14 protein-coding genes, 3 rRNA genes and 1 pseudogene are annotated in these 20,764 nt (G+C 62.0%); all 18 read left to right on the forward strand.

Features of this window, described 5'->3' with window-relative positions; all coding sequences use genetic code 11:
- The first annotated feature begins 22 nt into the window (after positions 1-22).
- The 18 genes and pseudogenes from G6N81_RS11745 (at position 23) to G6N81_RS11825 (ending at position 20,761) form a co-directional block, all read left to right on the forward strand.
- On the forward strand, positions 23-661 hold the full coding sequence (locus G6N81_RS11745) for a hypothetical protein (protein ID WP_165137242.1): 639 nt from the start codon (positions 23-25) through the stop codon (positions 659-661).
- A 38-nt stretch (positions 662-699) separates the two neighbouring features.
- Positions 700-1,860 (forward strand): glycoside hydrolase family 30 protein, encoded by a 1,161-nt coding sequence (locus tag G6N81_RS12800; RefSeq protein ID WP_241244976.1) that lies wholly within the window; start codon positions 700-702, stop codon positions 1,858-1,860.
- Positions 1,770-1,961 (forward strand): annotated as a pseudogene (locus G6N81_RS12995) (transposase); the annotation flags it as partial. The gene G6N81_RS12800 and the pseudogene G6N81_RS12995, both read left to right, overlap by 91 nt.
- Positions 1,931-2,314 (forward strand): transposase, encoded by a 384-nt coding sequence (locus G6N81_RS11760; RefSeq protein WP_241244977.1) that lies wholly within the window; start codon positions 1,931-1,933, stop codon positions 2,312-2,314. The pseudogene G6N81_RS12995 and the gene G6N81_RS11760, both read left to right, overlap by 31 nt.
- Positions 2,315-2,374: 60 nt before the next feature.
- Positions 2,375-3,406 carry an iron chelate uptake ABC transporter family permease subunit gene (locus G6N81_RS11765; RefSeq protein WP_165137251.1) on the forward strand — a complete coding sequence of 344 codons (1,032 nt, stop codon included), beginning with the start codon at positions 2,375-2,377 and terminating at the stop codon, positions 3,404-3,406.
- A 668-nt stretch (positions 3,407-4,074) separates the two neighbouring features.
- A 16S ribosomal RNA gene (locus G6N81_RS11770) occupies positions 4,075-5,600 on the forward strand.
- A gap of 339 nt (positions 5,601-5,939) precedes the next feature.
- Positions 5,940-9,040: ribosomal RNA gene (locus tag G6N81_RS11775) — 23S ribosomal RNA — on the forward strand.
- Positions 9,041-9,182: 142 nt separating this feature from the next.
- Positions 9,183-9,299: ribosomal RNA gene (gene rrf / locus G6N81_RS11780) — 5S ribosomal RNA — on the forward strand.
- Together the 16S, 23S and 5S rRNA genes form the textbook arrangement of a ribosomal RNA operon.
- Positions 9,300-9,445: 146 nt before the next feature.
- A complete protein-coding gene (locus G6N81_RS12805; RefSeq protein WP_241244978.1) occupies positions 9,446-11,545 on the forward strand; it encodes a primosomal protein in 2,100 nt (699 codons plus the stop codon).
- A 4-nt stretch (positions 11,546-11,549) separates the two neighbouring features.
- Complete coding sequence (locus G6N81_RS11790) at positions 11,550-12,587, forward strand: HAD-IIA family hydrolase (protein WP_165137254.1); 1,038 nt, start codon at positions 11,550-11,552, stop codon at positions 12,585-12,587.
- An 86-nt stretch (positions 12,588-12,673) separates the two neighbouring features.
- Complete coding sequence (locus tag G6N81_RS12860) at positions 12,674-12,796, forward strand: hypothetical protein (protein ID WP_277602643.1); 123 nt, start codon at positions 12,674-12,676, stop codon at positions 12,794-12,796.
- A complete protein-coding gene (locus G6N81_RS11795) occupies positions 12,793-13,617 on the forward strand; it encodes a TlyA family RNA methyltransferase (RefSeq protein ID WP_165137257.1) in 825 nt (274 codons plus the stop codon). The genes G6N81_RS12860 and G6N81_RS11795 overlap by 4 nt, the downstream gene beginning before the upstream one ends.
- Positions 13,614-14,594, forward strand: coding sequence for an NAD kinase (locus G6N81_RS11800; protein WP_165137260.1), 981 nt, complete (start codon positions 13,614-13,616; stop codon positions 14,592-14,594). Before G6N81_RS11795 ends, G6N81_RS11800 begins: the two co-directional genes overlap by 4 nt.
- The gene (recN, locus tag G6N81_RS11805; RefSeq protein ID WP_165137263.1) at positions 14,591-16,276 is read left to right on the forward strand and encodes a DNA repair protein RecN; all 1,686 of its coding nucleotides are present in this window, start codon (positions 14,591-14,593) and stop codon (positions 16,274-16,276) included. Before G6N81_RS11800 ends, recN begins: the two co-directional genes overlap by 4 nt.
- A 124-nt stretch (positions 16,277-16,400) precedes the next feature.
- Complete coding sequence (locus G6N81_RS11810) at positions 16,401-18,083, forward strand: CTP synthase (RefSeq protein WP_165137928.1); 1,683 nt, start codon at positions 16,401-16,403, stop codon at positions 18,081-18,083.
- Entirely contained in the window at positions 18,080-18,655 is a 576-nt protein-coding gene (locus G6N81_RS11815) for an NUDIX domain-containing protein (protein WP_165137266.1), read from the forward strand. Before G6N81_RS11810 ends, G6N81_RS11815 begins: the two co-directional genes overlap by 4 nt.
- Before the next feature lies 1 nt (position 18,656).
- Positions 18,657-19,559, forward strand: coding sequence for a site-specific tyrosine recombinase XerD (xerD, locus tag G6N81_RS11820; protein WP_165137268.1), 903 nt, complete (start codon positions 18,657-18,659; stop codon positions 19,557-19,559).
- Positions 19,560-19,705: 146 nt separating this feature from the next.
- Entirely contained in the window at positions 19,706-20,761 is a 1,056-nt protein-coding gene (locus G6N81_RS11825; protein ID WP_165137270.1) for a hypothetical protein, read from the forward strand.
- Positions 20,762-20,764 lie beyond the last annotated feature (3 nt).

The raw sequence follows: 20,764 nt of genomic DNA on the forward strand, positions 1-20,764 counted from the left end.
AATGACAACAGAGGAGAGACCGATGGCGCAGAACGGCGACAAGCTCGAAACGGGCACAACACCGACGCCATCGGCCTCTTCGATGCCGTGGCATCAGACCGCAGAGCGCATCGCGGAGCTGGCGAAGGACAAGCAGCGACGTTCGTCGATTCTCGATCGCGCGGCGGATGCGAGCGCTGATGTGATGAAAGGCGGCGACCCTCACCGATTCGCAACGGCGCTCGAGAGCGATCCCGAGGCGGCGCAGATGCTAGAGCAGGTGCGCCAGCTGTCCAGCGAGGAGGGGCGTATTGCCGCAATGCGGGAACTTGGCGTCCACGTCAAGGGTGACGCAACCGAGAAATTTGGGATCACGGATCCCGTTGCGGATCGTCTTCTCGCCGAGTCGGAGGCGCTGAGAACGCCCGAGGGCAGGGCGAGGCTTCTGAGTGAGTACACGAGTGATGCGCAGGCCGCGCTAGCGGATCGTGTGCGAGACAAGCTGTCGCCGTTGGAAGAGCGTCGCGCCGCCGCGGCTGAGCTGCTTCCCTCGGGGCCGAAGGGTCTGCGTCGCGACGGCAAGGACCGCGGAGCAATGGCGGGAATCGTTTTTGCGTTTCTGACGCTGACGGGCGTGGTGATCGCCGGCGTCGTCGTTCTCGGGATTCTCGTCGCGAGCTGAGGACCTTGTGCGCGGTGTGACCGCGCAGATGATCGAAAATGATCGCTGGTGCCGATATCGGCCCTCGGCGCTGCGACGGCCCTGTCCATGGGGGCCTTCGGCATCGTCCCGCTGCCTCCGCGGCCGTTGAGATTGCGGCCGATGCCGTCGTCGACGTCTGCTCTGCTTCGGGAACAAGGCTTTCGGCATCGTTCACAGAAAGTGCGAGCTATTCCGCGAGCAACGTCTGTGATGGCAAAGCTTCGACGTCCTGGTCCACCTGGGCGCCGAACCAAGGAGCCCCGGCGCAAGCCGTCCTGACGGCCGGTTTCTCGGGCGCATGGAACATCAGCTCCGTGTCGTTTTCGATTATTGAAGGGACAACACAGTCCTTCCAGGTGGAAGCGCGGGATTCTGAAGGCGTCTGGACCGAGCTCGCCAGCGAACAGCCGCCCGCGGGCGGGCGCGTCGAGCTCACGGTAGACGCCCCGGACGCAACCGGAATCCGCGTGGTTTTCCAGACGCCCGGCTCCTACGTCAAGGTCAACAACATGTCGCTCGAGGGGACGGCATCGGATGCTCCGGGATTCATCGACTGGCAAGAGATCATCGTCGATGGAAACGACGTCGAGCGCGACGAGGCGGGAGCCCCGTTCAACACGTTCGGTGGGTTCGGAGCCGTCTCGGCGAACAACACCTCCAGCCTGCTGGTCGACTACAAAGAAGAGCACCCGGATGTCTACTGGAACATCCTTCACGCGATCTTCGACGAGGAAACCGGCGCGGGACTGAACCACATCAAGCTCGAGCTCGGCGGCGATGTCGACACGTCCTCGGGAGCCGAACCGGCGACCAAGCGCGCAGAAGACGAGCCGGCGGACGTGCTGCGCGGGGCCGGGTTCCACCTCGTCGCGGACGCGCGCACGATCAACCCCGACATAAACGTCGAAGCGTTGCGCTGGGCGGAACCGTCATGGACGGAGGGCGATTACGACAAGTGCTTCGCGTGGTATCTCGAAACCATGGAGGCCGCCTATGACACCTTCGGTATCGAGTTCACCTACATGTCGCCATCGCAGAACGAGGTGCGCGGCCGGCAGTGGCAGCAGAACGAATTGGACTGGACGGTGTGGTTCGCGAAGGCGCTCGCCGAACAGGCCAACGCCGAAGACGCTCGCTACGACTATTCCGACATTCGGATCGTCGCGCTCGACTCCTAACGGGCTCGGCTTGGCGGGACCTGCCCGAGCGGTTCGGGAACTGGAACACGATCTACAAGAACTTCCGCCGATGGGCGAGCGACGGCGTCTGGGACGACCTGCTCACCCACTCGACGAGATCCACGTCCCCGGACGCGGCCGTCCACGCCGGCGTCCCGACCGCGTGATCGCGGACAAGGGGTATCCGTCGAAGAAGAACCGGGCCTGGCTGCGCGAGCGCGGCATCAAGACCACGATCCCCGAGCGCGATGACCAGATCGCGAAGCGTCGCAAGAAGCGAGGCAGGCCGATCGACTTCGGCGACGAGCAGCAGGAGCGCTACAAGGGCCGCAACGTGATCGAGCGATGCTTCAGCTTCGTCAAGCAGTGGCGAGCACTCGCGTCCCGCTACGACAAGACCGCCCGCTCATACGCGGCCGGACTCTGCCTCTCCGCGGCCCTCCAATGGATTTAGCAACACGGCCTAATCGGAGCGATCTTCCTCATCGCGCTCGCGCAGTCGGTGCGCACCGGTGTGTCCTCCGAAGCCATCGCGGGAATGCGCGCGGGGACGCGGTGGGGGCGACGCTTTCCGGCTGTCGTGATGGGCGCGGCCGCGATCGCTCTTGTCGGCGTCGCGGTCACCGGTGCGCTGCTGGGTGATACCCCGCTTTTGCTCGGCGATGTCACGAACTGGATGCGAGGAGTCGCCTCGGTTCACATCGAGATCGTGTTGGAAACGCGAACGCCCCGCGTCCTTGCTGCAGCGCTTGCTGGCGCATGCTTGGCCGTCGCTGGTTGCCTTGTGCAGACCGTCACAAGGAATCCGCTCGCCGACCCCGGGATCCTCGGAATTTCCGGAGCCGCGGGGCTCGGAGCCGTCGCGGTGATCGTCACGGCTCCTTCCGTCGGCTTCGTGTCGACGCTGGGCGGGGCGCTCCTCGGTGCTGCGCTCGCGGCAGTTGTGGTTTTCGTTCTGGGCACGGGACGCAGCGCGTCTCCGGCCCGAACGGTTCTCGTCGGTGTGGGTGTGGGGGCGGCGGCAGGCGCGTTGACAACACTGCTCATCGTTCGCACGGACCCGTTTAACCAGACGCTGGCGATCACGTGGCTCGGCGGATCGACGTATGGCGCGACGCTCATGCACCAGCTCCCGATGCTGGTCGTCCTCGTGGCGGCAGGGGTCGTGCTCTCGCGAACGGGCCGTGATCTGGATCTCGTGCAGTTTGACGACACCACACCGCGCACGCTCGGAATCGATCTCGGTCGCACGCAGATTCTGCACATTGCGATCGCCGTTGTGCTCACGGCGGTGGCGACGGCTTCTGTTGGTGTCATCTCGTTTGTTGGATTGGTGGCTCCGCACGCGGCGCGACTGATGATTGGCAAACGGCATGCGAGGGTGCTACCGCTTGCGGCGATGCTCGGCGCAACGCTCGTTGTTATGGGAGACACGATCGGCCGGACAGCGATCGCCCCGGCGCAGTTGCCGGCGGGCCTGGCCACCGCGGTGATCGGTACCCCGTACTTCCTCTGGCTCCTGTGGCGCATGCGCACGCGACGCTGAGGGCGAGAGGACCTTGCCCGTCACCACAGCCGCCCGCCCAGACGAGGACCCCTCGTGTGGGCGGGCGGCTGTGTACGTGCGGGTATGCCTTGCCTCTTGACGACACGCCCGGGGATGGGGTGGGTTGGCGGGGCGGCCATTTCCGCGTAATGTAATCCCTTGTCGCCGCCAAGCGGTGAGGTTGAGCCGGAAGGTTCCCCGCCCCAGGACGTGCGACAGGCAGGAAAACTTATTATGAGTTTCGGTCTGGTTTTACTTCTTCGGGAGTGAATGTGAATCGGGATTGTCGTTTGAGGCGCTCCCAGGATTCATTCAGGCAGAGCGAGTAAGTTAGTTTCTTGTCGCCGATTTGGTTCTGCTGGTTCTGATTCGTCAAGTTGTTGGGTTTCTTTGAAACTTACGGCGTGTCGGATTTGACAGAGAGAATCGCTTCGGATAAGATAGAGAAGTTGCCCCAGAGGGCCGGCTCGGAAGAGTCGGGGCTGGGAGCGTCTGATCCTTGAGAACTCAACAGCGTGCACTTGTCAAATGCCAAATTATCCTCGGCACTCACTTTGTGGGTGTTTGAGAATTCCTTTGGATCATTTGATGTCAGCAATGACATCTATTTATATGGTCAGTTCAAACTCGCTGCTTCCGCGTTTTCCCGCGGTGGTATGCATCTTTTCTTTATGGAGAGTTTGATCCTGGCTCAGGATGAACGCTGGCGGCGTGCTTAACACATGCAAGTCGAACGATGAAGCTCCAGCTTGCTGGAGTGGATTAGTGGCGAACGGGTGAGTAACACGTGAGCAACCTGCCCCGAACTCTGGGATAAGCGCTGGAAACGGCGTCTAATACCGGATACGAACCAGAGCGGCATCGCTTCTGGTGGGAAAGAATTTCGGTTCGGGAGGGGCTCGCGGCCTATCAGCTAGTTGGTGAGGTAATGGCTCACCAAGGCGTCGACGGGTAGCCGGCCTGAGAGGGTGACCGGCCACACTGGGACTGAGACACGGCCCAGACTCCTACGGGAGGCAGCAGTGGGGAATATTGCACAATGGGCGCAAGCCTGATGCAGCAACGCCGCGTGAGGGACGACGGCCTTCGGGTTGTAAACCTCTTTTAGTAGGGAAGAAGCCTTCGGGTGACGGTACCTGCAGAAAAAGCGCCGGCTAACTACGTGCCAGCAGCCGCGGTAATACGTAGGGCGCAAGCGTTATCCGGAATTATTGGGCGTAAAGAGCTCGTAGGCGGTTTGTCGCGTCTGCTGTGAAAACTGGAGGCTCAACCTCCAGCCTGCAGTGGGTACGGGCAGACTAGAGTGCGGTAGGGGAGATTGGAATTCCTGGTGTAGCGGTGGAATGCGCAGATATCAGGAGGAACACCGATGGCGAAGGCAGATCTCTGGGCCGTAACTGACGCTGAGGAGCGAAAGAGTGGGGAGCAAACAGGCTTAGATACCCTGGTAGTCCACTCCGTAAACGTTGGGAACTAGTTGTGGGGGCCTTTCCACGGTCTCCGTGACGCAGCTAACGCATTAAGTTCCCCGCCTGGGGAGTACGGCCGCAAGGCTAAAACTCAAAGGAATTGACGGGGACCCGCACAAGCGGCGGAGCATGCGGATTAATTCGATGCAACGCGAAGAACCTTACCAAGGCTTGACATATACCGGAAACGGCTGGAGACAGTCGCCCCCTTGTGGTCGGTATACAGGTGGTGCATGGTTGTCGTCAGCTCGTGTCGTGAGATGTTGGGTTAAGTCCCGCAACGAGCGCAACCCTCGTTCTATGTTGCCAGCACGTTATGGTGGGAACTCATGGAATACTGCCGGGGTCAACTCGGAGGAAGGTGGGGATGACGTCAAATCATCATGCCCCTTATGTCTTGGGCTTCACGCATGCTACAATGGCCGGTACAATGGGCTGCGATACCGCGAGGTGGAGCGAATCCCAAAAAGCCGGTCCCAGTTCGGATTGTAGTCTGCAACTCGACTACATGAAGTCGGAGTCGCTAGTAATCGCAGATCAGCAACGCTGCGGTGAATACGTTCCCGGGTCTTGTACACACCGCCCGTCAAGTCATGAAAGTCGGTAACACCTGAAGCCGGTGGCCTAACCCTTTTGGGAGGGAGCTGTCGAAGGTGGGATCGGTAATTAGGACTAAGTCGTAACAAGGTAGCCGTACCGGAAGGTGCGGCTGGATCACCTCCTTTCTAAGGAGCTTCTGACACTTTCGGGTGTCCAGAGCCTCGTTCGGAGCGAATGTCTTCGGAGGGGTTTGCTCATGGGTGGAACATTTGACAGGGCGTCTCTTCTGCGGGGCGATTTTTAGTACACCAGCTTGCTGGTCGGAACGGGGTCGTTGTGTGGTGGGGGCGCGTGCACGTTGTTGGGTCCTGAAGGCTCAGTCGTTTGACTGCAGCTTTCCGCCCTGTGTTGAAGCCTTTGTGGTGGATGCGTGGGTGCGACCGTACTTTGAGAACTACACAGTGGACGCGAGCATCTTAAAGAAAGCGAACACACAAGGCTTTTGTTTTGTGTGACTCATGTGATTTCAAGTCTTTAAGAGCAAACGGTGGATGCCTTGGCATCTGGAGCCGAAGAAGGACGTAGCAATCTGCGATAAGCCTTGGGGAGCCGATAAGCGGGCTGTGATCCGAGGATTTCCGAATGGGGAAACCCCGCTGGGTGCGTTTACGTATCCCAGTGACTCCCGTCTGAATATATAGGGCGGGTAGAGGGAACGTGGGGAAGTGAAACATCTCAGTACCCACAGGAAGAGAAAACAAAAGTGATTCCGTGAGTAGTGGCGAGCGAAAGCGGATGAGGCTAAACCGAGCGTGTGTGATAGCCGGCAGGCGTTGCACGTTCGGGGTTGTGGGACCTACCTAAAATCGCTGCCGTGGTTTTGATCGTACAGAAGCGTATAGACGAACAGGTTTGAATGCCTGACCAGAGAGAGTGCGAGTCTCGTAGTCGACATGCGTGTTCTGCGGTGGAAGGTATCCCAAGTAGCACCGGGCCCGTGAAATCCGGTGTGAATCTGTCAGGACCACCTGATAAGCCTAAATACTTCCAGATGACCGATAGCGGACAAGTACCGTGAGGGAAAGGTGAAAAGTACCCCGGGAGGGGAGTGAAATAGTACCTGAAACCGTTTGCTTACAAACCGTTGGAGCTCCCATTGAGGGGTGACAGCGTGCCTTTTGAAGAATGAGCCTGCGAGTTAGTGATACGTGGCGAGGTTAACCCGAGTGGGGTAGCCGTAGCGAAAGCGAGTCTGAATAGGGCGATCGAGTCGCGTGTTCTAGACCCGAAGCGAAGTGATCTATCCATGGCCAGGTTGAAGCGACGGTAAGACGTCGTGGAGGACCGAACCCACTTAGGTTGAAAACTGAGGGGATGAGCTGTGGATAGGGGTGAAAGGCCAATCAAACTTCGTGATAGCTGGTTCTCTCCGAAATGCATTTAGGTGCAGCGTTGCGTGTTTCTTGCCGGAGGTAGAGCTACTGGATGGCCGATGGGCCCCAAAAGGTTACTGACGTCAGCCAAACTCCGAATGCCGGTAAGTGAGAGCGCAGCAGTGAGACGGTGGGGGATAAGCTTCATCGTCGAGAGGGAAACAACCCAGACCACCATCTAAGGTCCCTAAGCGCGTGCTAAGTGGGAAAGGATGTGGAGTTGCTTAGACAACCAGGAGGTTGGCTTAGAAGCAGCCACCCTTGAAAGAGTGCGTAATAGCTCACTGGTCAAGTGATTCCGCGCCGACAATGTAGCGGGGCTCAAGCACGCCACCGAAGTTGTGGCATTGACACATGCGATAGGCCTTCGTGGTCCAGTCGTGTTGATGGGTAGGAGAGCGTCGTGTGCTGGGTGAAGCGGCGGAGTGATCCAGCCGTGGACGGCACACGAGTGAGAATGCAGGCATGAGTAGCGAATGACACGCGAGAAACGTGTCCTCCGAAAGACCAAGGGTTCCAGGGTCAAGCTAATCTTCCCTGGGTAAGTCGGGACCTAAGGCGAGGCCGACAGGCGTAGTCGATGGACAACGGGTTGATATTCCCGTACCGGCGAAGAACCGCCCAAGCTAATCCAGTGGTGCTAAGTGCCCGAAACCTTCTATCGTTGCCTTCGGGTGACACCGGGAGGTGGAGCGCACGACCCCATGCTGGTGCGGTTAGCGTATTAACAGGTGTGACGCAGGAAGGTAGCCCATGCCAGGCGATGGTTGTCCTGGTTCAAGCATGTAGGCCGAGAGATAGGCAAATCCGTCTCTCGTGATGGCTGAGATGTGATGAGGATAAGTGGGTGATCCTATGCTGCCGAGAAAAGCATCGACGCGAGGTTCTAGCTGCCCGTACCCCAAACCGACTCAGGTGGTCAGGTAGAGAATACCAAGGAGATCGAGATAATCGTGGTTAAGGAACTCGGCAAAATGGCCCCGTAACTTCGGGAGAAGGGGCGCCCAGCGCGTATAGGACTTGCTCTGAAAGCGTGTGTGGGCCGCAGAGACCAGTGGGGAACGACTGTTTATTAAAAACACAGGTCCGTGCTAAGTTGCAAGACGATGTATACGGACTGACGCCTGCCCGGTGCCGGAAGGTTAAGAGGACGGGTTAACCGTAAGGTGAAGCTCAGAATTTAAGCCCCGGTAAACGGCGGTGGTAACTATAACCATCCTAAGGTAGCGAAATTCCTTGTCGGGTAAGTTCCGACCTGCACGAATGGCGTAACGATTCCCCAACTGTCTCAACCACGAACTCGGCGAAATTGCATTACGAGTAAAGATGCTCGTTACGCGCAGCAGGACGGAAAGACCCCGTGACCTTTACTATAGCTTGGTATTGGTGTTCTGTATGGCTTGTGTAGGATAGGTGGGAGACTGTGAAGCATTCACGCTAGTGTGTGTGGAGTCGTTGTTGAAATACCACTCTGGTCATTTGGGACATCTAACTTCGGACCGTAATCCGGTTCAGGGACAGTGCCTGGTGGGTAGTTTAACTGGGGCGGTTGCCTCCCAAAGAGTAACGGAGGCGCCCAAAGGTTCCCTCAACCTGGTTGGCAATCAGGTGGCGAGTGTAAGTGCACAAGGGAGCTTGACTGTGAGACTGACAGGTCGAGCAGGGACGAAAGTCGGGACTAGTGATCCGGCAGTGGCTTGTGGAAGCGCTGTCGCTCAACGGATAAAAGGTACCTCGGGGATAACAGGCTGATCTTGCCCAAGAGTCCATATCGACGGCATGGTTTGGCACCTCGATGTCGGCTCGTCGCATCCTGGGGCTGGAGTAGGTCCCAAGGGTTGGGCTGTTCGCCCATTAAAGCGGTACGCGAGCTGGGTTTAGAACGTCGTGAGACAGTTCGGTCCCTATCCGCTGCGCGCGTAGGAAGTTTGAGAGGATCTGACCCTAGTACGAGAGGACCGGGTTGGACGAACCTCTGGTGTGCCAGTTGTTCCGCCAGGAGCATGGCTGGTTGGCTACGTTCGGGATGGATAACCGCTGAAAGCATCTAAGCGGGAAGCCGGCCTCAAGATGAGACTTCCATGGGCTTCGGTCCGAGAGGCTCCCAGCAGACTACTGGGTTGATAGGCCAGATGTGGAAGCACAGTAATGTGTGTAGCTGACTGGTACTAATAAGCCGATGACTTGATAACATTTCACCTTCTGCGGGTGTGCGCGTCCACTTTGTGGTTCTCAGAGTATGGTTTCACCGTTCTGGGGGCTGTTGATATTTGAATAGTGATTTGCTGTTCGAAGCATAGGTTTACCGCCCGTTTTGGGTTGGTTGATGAGTGTTTCGGCGGTTATAGCGAGAGGGAAACGCCCGGTTACATTCCGAACCCGGAAGCTAAGCCTCTCAGCGCCGATGGTACTGCATGGGGGACTGTGTGGGAGAGTAGGACACCGCCGGACTTAACTTGAGACGAAAGGGTCGCCCAAAGCAGGGCGGCCCTTTCGTGCGTTATGGGCAGGTTCTAGGATCAAAAGCATCCGGGACCGCTTCGCAGCAGTCAACATATGCTGGGTGGGAAACCACACCGGCCAATAGGGGAGTGGACATGGCCACCGACGACAATAAAGAATCACGCGACCGCCGGAATGACGGCGATCGTGCACGTCGTGATGGCGGCGAACGTCCCTCCCGGGGCCGTGGCGACGAGCGCGGCGAACGCCCGCGACGCGACGGTGGCGATAACCGTGGGGGCGGAAAGAGATTCGACCGCGAAGGCGGCCGAGACTCTTCCCGCAGCGCCGACCGATCCGGTCGCCCCTCCGGCGGATACCAGGGGCGTAGCTCTGCTGATCGTAAACCGTACAACCGCGACGATCGCGGTGCTTCTTCGGACCGGAAGCCGTACACCCGTAACGATCGTGGTGGACGTCCGTCCTACAACCGCGACGACCGTGGTGGTTCTTCGGATCGGAAGCCGTATGGTTCCCGCGATGACCGTGGTGGACGCCCGTCCTACAACCGCGACGACCGTGGTCGTTCTTCGGATCGGAAGCCGTATGGTTCCCGCGATGACCGTGGTGGACGCCCGTCCTACAACCGCGACGACCGTGGTCGTTCTTCGGATCGGAAGCCGTATGGTTCCCGCGATGACCGTGGTGGACGCCCGTCCTACAACCGCGACGACCGCGGCGGTTCTTCGGACCGGAAGCCCTATAGCCGCGACGACCGTGGTGGTTCTTCGGATCGGAAGCCGTACGGCGCGCGTGATGACCGTGGTGGACGCCCGTCCTACAACCGCGACGACCGTGGTGGTTCCTCGGATCGGAAGCCGTATGGTTCCCGCGATGACCGTGGTGGACGCCCGTCCTACAAGCGCGACGACCGTGGTGGTTCCTCGGATCGGAAGCCGTATGGTTCCCGGGACGACCGTGGTGGACGCCCGTCCTACAAGCGCGACGACCGTGGTGGTTCCTCGGATCGGAAGCCGTATGGTTCCCGGGACGACCGTGGTGGACGCCCGTCCTACAAGCGCGACGACCGCGGTGGTTCTTCGGACCGCAAGCCTTACGGCGCGCGTGATGACCGTGGTGGACGTCCGTCGTACAACCGCGACGACCGCGGCGGTTCTTCGGACCGCAAGCCTTACGGCGCGCGTGATGACCGTGGTGGACGTCCGTCCTACAACCGTGACGACCGCGGCGGTCGCCCCTCGTACGGTCGTGACGACCGCCGGGACGACGACCGAAACTCGCGTCCGCCCCAGGCAGATCGCATTCCGGACCCCGAACTGCCGGATGAGATCACGCCGAAGGACCTCTTTCCTTCCGCGCGCAACGAGCTGAAGACTCTCAGCAAGGAGAACGCGGAGCGCGTCGCTCGTCACCTGGCGATGGCTAGCGCCGTTATCGAGGAAGACCCGGAGCTAGCGCACGAGCACGCGCAGGCGGCTGTCCGTCACGCCGGACGTGTTGCTGTTGCCCGCGAGACGCTCGCGGTGACCGCCTATACCGTCGGTGACTTCGCCCTGACGCTGCGCGAGCTGCGCACGGTGCGTCGCATCACGGGACGCAACGATCACGTGGCGATGATTGTTGACAGCGAGCGCGGTGTTGGACGACCGGAGAAGGCCTTGGAAGAGGGCCGCTCGGCCGACCTCGCATCGCTTCCCATCGGCCAGCGAGTTGAGCTGGCGATCGCCATGTCTGGTGCACGCCTCGACTTGGGGCAGACCGAGCTCGCGCTCCACGAACTCGATGTTCCTGGTGACGACCCGGGCCGCGCATTCGAGTGGAGCGCCGGTCTGTACGCTGCGCGCGCCGCGGTTCTCGAAGACCTCGGTCGCACATCGGAGGCAGAGATGTGGGCGCACCGCGCCGAGGTCGCAGGTGATGCGATCGCCGCGAAGCTCGCCGAAGACGACACCATTGTGATCGACGAGATCGAAATCGAGATGTCCGACGAGGAGCGCGCTGCATACGAGGCCGCTTACGCAGACGCAGACGCTGTTGACGAGGGGAAGGACTCCCTGCCCCTCGACCCTGCTGAGGACGACTCCGAGGAAGAGCCGGCGGACGATGAGTCTGGCCTTCCGGAATCGCCTGAGGACATTGTTGTCGACGACACTTCGATCCAGGACGAGGTAACGGAACTCCTCGCGGCAGCGGGAATCACGGACGACGACGATGATGATCAGGTGGAGGCGTAACCGAATGGGTCTGTTCTCGAAGAAGGTTGGCCCCGCGCCCATCGACGGCGTCGATGTCCTCTTCGCCGATCTCGATGGCGTTGTGTATGCGGGTCCTGGCGCGATTCCGCACGCGGTAGAAAGCCTCAACCGCGCGGAGGACGAGGGCCGCCGTCTTGGCTACATCACGAACAACGCCTCCCGAACAGATGCGGCTGTCGCCCAGCACCTGGCCGATCTGGGGCTGCGTACGCGGGCGGAAGACGTCGTCACCAGCCCGCAGGCGGCATCGCGGCTTCTCGCCGAGAAGGTGCCGGCCGGTTCGACGATTCTTGTTGTGGGCGGCGAGGGCCTTGTCGTCGAGCTCGAGAAGTCGGGCTTCGTCGTCACCCGCAGCGCCGAGGATAACCCTGCCGCTGTTGTGCAGGGCTTCAACCCGGATGTTGCGTGGACACATCTTGCAGAGGCGGCGTTCGCCCTTGCGCTGCCAGAGGATCAGGGCGGCATCCCCTGGATCGCCACCAACACGGACTGGACGATTCCGCGTGAGCGGGGCATCGCACCGGGTAACGGGACGCTCGTGTCTGCTGTGCACACGGCGGTCGGACGCCTGGCTACCGTTGCGGGCAAGCCGGAAGCGCCGATCTTCCACGCCGCGGTCGCGCGCTTCGGCGCGAAGAAGCCGTTGATGCTCGGCGACCGGCTCGACACCGACATTCAAGGGGCGCAGGCCGCCGGAGTGGATTCGGCGATCATCCTCACCGGAATCGACCGTCCGAAGCATGTGCTTGCTGCACTTGACCACCAGCGGCCGACATACATCCTCGGCGATCTGCGCGATATGTTCGAGCCGTATCCGGTTGTCACCCACAAGGGTGATGTCACGACGGTCAGGGATGCGTCCGTTCGCATCGATGGCGTCGATGTGATCATCGAGTCAGAGGGAAGCGACGACCTCGATCTGATTCGGGCCGGTGCGCACGCGATCTGGGCAACGGGCCGTCAGATCTTCGGGTTCCGTGTTCCGGAGCGCCTGTACCGCGACACCTTCCACCGTCCTTAGCCCGTCTTCTTCCGCCCCGGGGCCTTTCTTCGTCGCATCGGCGTCGCACGAGGGCTCCGGCGCGGGGGAGCCGTATCGTTGGACCCATGAGTGAAGAGCTGGTGTCCCGGCTGGATGTCATCGAAACGCAGCCACTTGCCGAGCGTGCAGAGTCGTATCTGCGGCTTCACGAGGAATTCACGCGCACTCTTGAGCAGGCACCGGAGTGACGTCCCGCCTGGACGCCGCGCTGGCCGAGCGCGGCCTTGCGCGATCGCGCACACACGGCGCGCGACTGATCGTTGACGGCAGGGTCACGGTTGATGGTGCAACAGCAACGAAGGCATCCATCCGGGTGTCCGATGAAGCTGATATTTGCGTCGACGAACCGGATCGGTACGTCAGCCGCGCGGCCCACAAGCTCATCGCGGCCCTCGACGCATTCGGCATCGACCCGGCGGGGCGCGTTGCCCTCGACATGGGAGCGTCGACGGGCGGCTTCACCCAGGTGCTCCGTGAGCGCGGGGCCGCCCCGGTTCTCGCCGTCGATGTCGGCCACGATCAGATCGCGCCGCTCATCGCCGCCGATGAGCACGTGCACGTTGTCGAGGGATTCAACGTCCGTTTCATGACGCGCGAGGCGCTTGTCGCACGCACCGGGGTCACCGAGCTGCCGAGCGTGATCACGGGAGATCTGTCCTTTATCTCTCTCGATCATGTTTTGCCCGCGGTAGCCGATGTCGCCGCGCCGGGCGCCGATGTTGTTCTGCTCATCAAACCGCAGTTTGAAGTGGGCAGAACGAACGTTCGGTCGGGGATCGTGGAGGATGCGGCTCTGCGCGCACAGGCAGTTCGAGATGTGCTCCAGGCGGCATGCGCTCTTGGCCTCGGCATTCTGGGCGTTGTGCCGAGCCCGCTGCTCGGCACGCACGGAAACGTGGAAGTTGTCGTTCATCTCGCGCCGGGCAGGGGCTCCGATCCGACACAATGGGAAGACGCGATCGTCCGGCACACACGCCGCGACGCGAGCGTATCGGACGGAGGACGATGAGCGGTCGGAGCATTCTGATCGTCGCGCACGCGTATCGCGACGACACGGTCGAGGCGGCCGCGCGCATCGTCTCCATCATTCGTGAGCAGGGTGCGACGCCGGTTTTCGCCGAAGACGATCGCGAAGAACTTTCGGCGATTGTCCCCGATCTGCGATCAGTTCGTCTGCTGGGCATCGATGTGCCCTTGGCCGAGATCGACGCGGCTATTGTGCTGGGCGGCGATGGGACGATTCTGCGTGCCGCTGAGCTCGTCCGCGGCGGCACCGCCCCCATTCTGGGCATCAACATGGGGCACGTCGGTTTTCTTGCCGAGATCGAGCGCGACGATATGGATGATGCCGTCGATCGCATTCTCGCGGGCGACTACGGGGTGGAAGAACGCCTCGCGCTGAACGTTCGTGTGCGTGATCGCACGGGCGAGGTGGTCTACGAGACATGGGCGCTCAACGAGGCCTCGATCGAGAAGGATTCTCGAGAGCGCATGATCGAGCTCGTGATCGAGATCGACGGGCGCCCGCTGTCGGCTTTTGGCGCCGACGGATGCGTGATCGCCACCCCGACGGGGTCGACGGCCTACAGTTTCTCCGCTGGCGGCCCGGTGATCTGGCCCAGTGTGCAGGCGATCGTGGTGGTTCCACTCTCCGCCCACGCGCTGTTCGCCCGTCCGCTCGTTGTGGGACCTGAGCACGCGGTGGCCGTGGAACTGGCGAGCGGGATCGGCGGAAGCGGCATCCTGTGGTGCGATGGGCGCAGATCTCACCCCCTTCCGCCCGGAGCGCGCGTTTCTGTGCGACGGGCCGAGACCCCCGTTCGCCTGGCGCGGTTGCATCCGGCCGCATTCACGGACCGGCTGGTTCGAAAGTTCCAGCTTCCGGTCCAGGGCTGGCGCGGACCCATGGGACCGACGATGACAAGCTCCGTGAAAGTGATCCCCGAGACGGGGCCGCGATCGGGTGCTGAGGAGGAATCTGAGTGATCGAGGAGATGCGACTGCGTGACCTTGGCGTGATCGCCGATGCCGCGTTGCCGATCGGGCCAGGCTTTACCGCCATCACCGGCGAAACGGGTGCGGGGAAGACCATGGTGGTCACCGGCCTCGGCCTGCTTCTCGGGGCTCGTGCGGCCGGAGGAACAGTGCGCAAGGGAGCGTCGAACGCCGCTGTTGAGGGCATCTGGGAAGTGGATTCTGAGGGCCCGGTGGCCGATCGTGTGCGCGACGCGGGCGGAGAGCTCGAACCGATCGGCGGCGGGCGCAGCGAGCTGTATCTGTCTCGCACCATCGCGGCGGAAGGGCGGAGCCGCGCATCCGTTGGGGGGCGAGCGGCCCCGGCCGGCGTTCTCGTTGACCTGGCGGAGCGGCTTGTGGCCGTTCACGGTCAGACCGATCAGCTGCGGCTGAAGTCCCGCGCTGCGCAGCGCGATGCGCTCGACCGCTTCGGCGGGCCCGCTGTGCAGAACGCGCTGAACACGTTCGCCGAGGCCTTTGAGGCGTGGAGTGCGATCGATCACGATCTGACGCAGCTCATTGCCGATCGCGATGCGCGAGCCGCGGAAGCGGATCGTTTACGCGTTCTGCTGGGAGAGATCGAAGCAATCGCACCGGAAGACGGGGAAGACGAGCTGTTGGATGCCCGTGCGGTGCGCTTGCAGAACGCGGAGCAACTGCGCGAAGCCGGGCTGCTTGCGCGCGAGGCACTGTCGAGCGAGGAGGGGACTCCCGATGTCGCGGCGATTCTCGGGGTGGCCCGTGCGGCGCTGGATCGCGTGAGCGACCCGGCACTCGACACCATTAACGCTCAGATCGCTGATCTCGGGTATCGCGCGAACGATCTGGCCATCGAACTGTCGAGCTACCTGGCTGATCTGGACGAGCACGGTCCGGCGGAACTGGCCGAGGTGGAAGAGCGCCGAGCCGCTCTGGCCGGCCTCGTTCGCGCGCACGGATCGCTGTCGGCCGCCCTGGCGCTGCAGGAGAGCGGATCGGCGCGTCTGGCGGAGCTCGATGACGACGGCGATCGAACCGAACGCCTTACAGCGTTGCGTGATGAGGCGCGCGCTGCCCTCGACCTCGCGGGAGACCGGCTGACGACCGAACGCACGGAAGCTGCGGGCCGGCTCGGCGCGGCGGTCACAGAGGAACTGCGCTCTCTGGCGATGCCGGACGCGCGCCTCGTTGTGGACGTCACTCCGGGCACGGAGACCAGAAAAGGGCGCGATGATGTGGCTTTTCTTCTCTCGCCTCATCCTGGCTCCGATTCTGTTCCCGTTGCCAAGGGAGCATCGGGCGGTGAGCTGAGCCGCGTCATGCTGGCGATCGAGGTGGTGATCGCGGCAACAGATCCCGTTCCGACCTTCATCTTCGACGAGGTCGACGCGGGGATCGGCGGAGCCGCGGCGATCGAGGTGGGTCGCCGGCTGGCGAAGCTGGCGGAAAATGCCCAGGTGATCGCCGTCACACACCTTGCTCAGGTCGCCGCCTTCGCAAACAACCACCTGAGCGTCGTGAAGTCGAGTGACGGATCGATCACGGCGTCGAGCGTTACCCGCTTGGTCGGCGCACAACGCGAAGAAGAAATGGCGCGCCTGCTGTCGGGAATGGCCGACAGCGACGCCGCGATCGAGCATGCGCGTGAGCTTCTCGCCCTCGGCGAACGATAGACGCTGACGCGAGACGGAGCCCTGAGTATGCTCGTAGTCAATTCCGTTTCGGCGCGAGTACACCACCATCATTCAGCCGTACCCACCGGAAGCCCAGAGATGAGCGTTAGGATCGAAGCCCGTGATGCAGACTTCTGACGCGGCAAGCAACGACACCACCAAACACATCTTTGTGACGGGCGGTGTCGTCTCCTCTTTGGGCAAGGGCCTGACGGCAGCGAGCCTCGGCAATCTGCTGACGGCGCGTGGTCTCCACGTGGTCATGCAGAAGCTGGATCCGTACCTCAACGTTGATCCGGGCACGATGAACCCATTCCAGCACGGCGAGGTTTTTGTGACGGACGACGGGTCGGAAACCGACCTCGACATCGGCCACTACGAGCGCTTCCTCGACATCAACCTCACCGCGGCCGCCAATGTGACCACCGGACAGGTGTACTCGCAGGTGATCTCCCGCGAGCGGCGCGGCGAGTACCTGGGCGACACCGTGCAGGTCATCCCGCACATCTCGGATGAGATCAAGCGCCGCATGCGCCTGCAGGCTGAGGACGACCCGAAGCCCGATGTGATCATCACGGAGGTGGGAGGAACCGTTGGTGACATCGAGTCGCAGCCGTTCCTCGAATCAGCTCGTCAGATTCGTCATGAGCTCGGCCGCGACAATGTGTTCTTCGTTCACGTTTCGCTCGTGCCGTTTATGGGCGCATCGGGGGAGCAGAAGACCAAGCCGACGCAGCATTCGGTTGCTGCCCTGCGTCAGGTGGGTATCCAGCCCGACGCGCTCGTTCTGCGCAGCGACCGCCCGGTCACCGAGTCGAACATGAACAAGATCGCTCTCATGTGTGACGTCGACCTGGAGGGCGTCGTCAACACGGTTGATCTGCCCAGCATTTATGACATCCCCTCCACCCTCAACACGCAGGGCCTCGACAGCTACATCGTCGGCAAGCTCGGCCTGACGAAAGCCGGCGAGGTCGACTGGACCCGCTGGCAGCAGGTGCTCGACGCCGTTCATCACCCCAAGCACGAGGTGACAATTGGTTTGGTGGGCAAGTACATCGACCTGCCCGATGCGTATCTGTCGGTGACGGAGGCGATCAAGGCCGGCGGTTTCGCGCGGGACGCGAAGGTCAACATCGAGTGGATTCCTTCCGACCTCTGCGAAACAGAAGACGGCGCACGCGAGCAGCTCACACACCTCGACGGCATCTGTGTTCCCGGCGGCTTCGGTATCCGCGGCATTGACGGAAAGCTGGGCGCGTTGCGCTTTGCGCGCGAACAGGGCATTCCTACGCTGGGGCTCTGCCTGGGTCTGCAGTGCATGGTTATCGAATACGCCCGAAACGTCGCCGGTATCGAGGGCGCGTCGTCGAGCGAGTTCGACCCCGAGACCGCTGCTCCCGTCATCGCGACGATGCAGGAGCAGGTCGAGATTCTCGAGGGAGGCGACCTGGGCGGCACGATGCGCCTCGGCCTGTACCCCGCAACGCTCGCACAGGGTTCCATCGCTGCTGAGGTTTACGGCGACACGTCCGTTGAGGAGCGTCACCGCCACCGCTACGAGGTGAACAACGCCTACCGCGAGCAGATCGCGTCGGCGGGGATGAACTTCTCCGGGATCAACGCCACGCTCGACCTGGTCGAGTTCGTTGAGCTGCCGCGCGAGGTCCACCCGTACTACATCGCAACGCAGGCTCACCCCGAGCTCCGGTCGCGCCCCACACAGGCGCATCCCCTCTTCCGCGGCCTCGTCGGCGCGGCGCTGGAGCGCCAGCGCGCCAGCGCGCTGTTCGAGGTTTCCGAGTGACGGAACTCCTTCGGGACGAGCCGCTCGAGGTCGAGGTGATCTCGAGCGAGCTCGCCTACCGGGGTGCCGTCTGGAATATCCGGGAAGATCGTTTCCGGTATGGCGACGATGAGATCGTGCGTCACTATGTCGATCACACGGGTGCCGTTGCGGTTGTTGCGCTGGACGAGGACGACCGCGTCCTGCTGATTCAGCAGTATCGTCATCCGATTCGGACGCGCGACTGGGAGATTCCGGCGGGACTCCGCGACGTCGACGGCGAAGATCTGCAGATCACGGCGGCGCGCGAGCTCGCGGAGGAGGCTGATCTGACCGCGTCCTCCTGGGAACGGCTGGGTGAGCTGGCGCCCACCCCCGGTGGCTCGGACGAGGTCATCCACCTGTTTCTTGCGCGCGGCATCGCCTCGTCTGGGGAGACCTTCGCGCGGGACGCTGAGGAGGCCGATATTCGTGCCGAGTGGGTGCCGCTCGAGGATGCTGTCGCTGCCGTGATGTCGGGCCGGATGCGCAATGCGGCCCTGATGGTCGGGGTGCTGATGACGGCGGAGCGGTTGCGCCGAGACCGGAGCTGATGTGCTCCTTGATCGCGCCGTCGATGCGTATTTGCGCCATATTGCGATCGAACGCGGGCTGAGCGATCACACCGTTCAGGCCTATGCCCGCGATCTCGCCGTGTACTCGGGATGGTTGGCGGAGCAGGGCATCGCCGAGACCGACGCCGTCACAGAACGACTCGTTTCGGAGTTCTCGGCGGAACGGTCCAGCGCCGTTCCTCCGCCAGCGGCATCATCGATTGCTCGCCTGCAGTCGTCCGTGCGCGGTTTCCACCGCTTCTTGGCGCGCGAGGGCATTGCGGATGATGATCCGTCGGCCCGCATCGTTCCGCCCAAGCAGGCGCAGAAGCTCCCGAAGGCGCTGACGATCGATCAGGTCGAGGCGCTTCTCGCGGCGCCCAGCTCGGAGGAGCCGTTGGGGATCCGTGATCGCGCTCTTCTTGAGCTGCTGTATGCGACGGGGGCACGGGTGAGCGAGGCGATCTCTCTTGACGTGGACGATCTGCGCACCGGGGAGGTCTTGCGTCTGCGCGGGAAGGGCAACAAGGAGCGGATCGTTCCCGTGGGGTCGTATGCGCGCGACGCGGTCGATGCGTATCTGACACGCGTGCGACCTAGCCTTGCGGCCAAGGGGAAGGCAACGCCGAGACTGTTCCTCGGGGCGCGCGGAGCTCCGTTGTCGCGCCAGAGCGCGTGGCTGGTGATTCAGAAAGCGGCTGAGCACGCCCAGCTGATGTCCTCGGTGTCACCGCACACGCTGCGGCACTCGTTCGCCACGCATCTTCTTCAGGGCGGCGCCGATGTGCGCGTTGTGCAGGAGCTGTTGGGCCACGCGTCGGTGGCGACAACGCAGATCTACACGCACGTCACGGCCGACACCTTGCGGGACATGTATCAGCAGGCGCATCCACGCGCGACCTGACGGGCGATGCGCGCGGCGCGCGCGTCCGTCTGAAGTTCACCCCAAGATCATCCTCTGGGGGGATGTACTCAGTATGGAATTGCTGGAAACGTATAACCAGACGTATTCGCGTTCTGCACCACAGCACTTCACTGATGAGGAATTCCATGCGCTCCACACGCACCGTTCTGGCCGTCGCAGCGACAGCCGCAGCCGCGCTTACCCTGTCTTCCTGCGGGATGATCGGCGGTCAGGCCACCCCGACTCAGGAGGACTCACCGCTCACGGAGTTCTTTGCGGCGCTCTACGGCTCTGACATGTCTCCCGAAGACTGGGAAGAGCAGTACGCCGAGCAGGAAAAAGAAGCGCAGGACATCATTGCCGCATGTATGCAGGCGGAGGGCTTCGAGTACATCCCCGAAACGGGCTCGTCCTCCGTATCGTTCGGCGATGACGTCGAGTGGAACCCGGACGACCGCGACTGGGTCGCTCAGTACGGATACGGGGTTTTTAATAACCCGTGGAACGACCAGCCGCAGGAAGAACAGCCGGTTGACGAATGGGTCGACCCCAACGCCGACTATGTCGAGTCGCTTTCCGAAGCCGAGCAGACCGCCTACTACGAGGTTCTGCATGGCGGAAACCCCACGGATGAGCAGTTGGAAGATCCGGACTTCGACTGGAGCACGCTTCCTCAGGGTTGCTGGGGCGAGGGCTACGCCGTGATGAACGGTGGCGACGAGATGGAAGCCGTCTATGAGCAGTTCGAGCCGCTCATGGAGCGCATGTTCGCCGTTTACGACGAGGCACAGAACGCTCCCGAGATGATCGAGCTCGACGCCGAGTGGTCGTCGTGCATGGCCGATAGCGGCTACGCGCAGTACACCAAGCAGTCTGAGGTGGAGCAGTCGTTCTACGACAAGCAGGAGCCGTTCTGGGAGGCCCAGAACGAGATGTGGGAAGGCGTCGACTGGGACACGATCACTGAAGAAGAGATCGAGCAGCTGGAAGCGCAGACGTCCGATGACCCCATGCAGTCGCCGGAGTGGGCGGAAGCCGCCGAAGAAGAGATCGCCACGGCGCTCGCAGACTTTGATTGCCGCGAGAAGCTGAACTATCGGGAAACGCAGCTGGAGATTCAGTTCGAGCTGGAAGAGCGGTTCATCAACGACAACCGGGCTGACCTGGAGGCGTTCCGATCGGCTGCCGAGCAGGCAAGCTGATCC

It is taken from the genome of Microbacterium amylolyticum, assembly GCF_011046975.1.
GTDB classification, from domain to species: Bacteria; Actinomycetota; Actinomycetes; order Actinomycetales; family Microbacteriaceae; genus Microbacterium; species Microbacterium amylolyticum.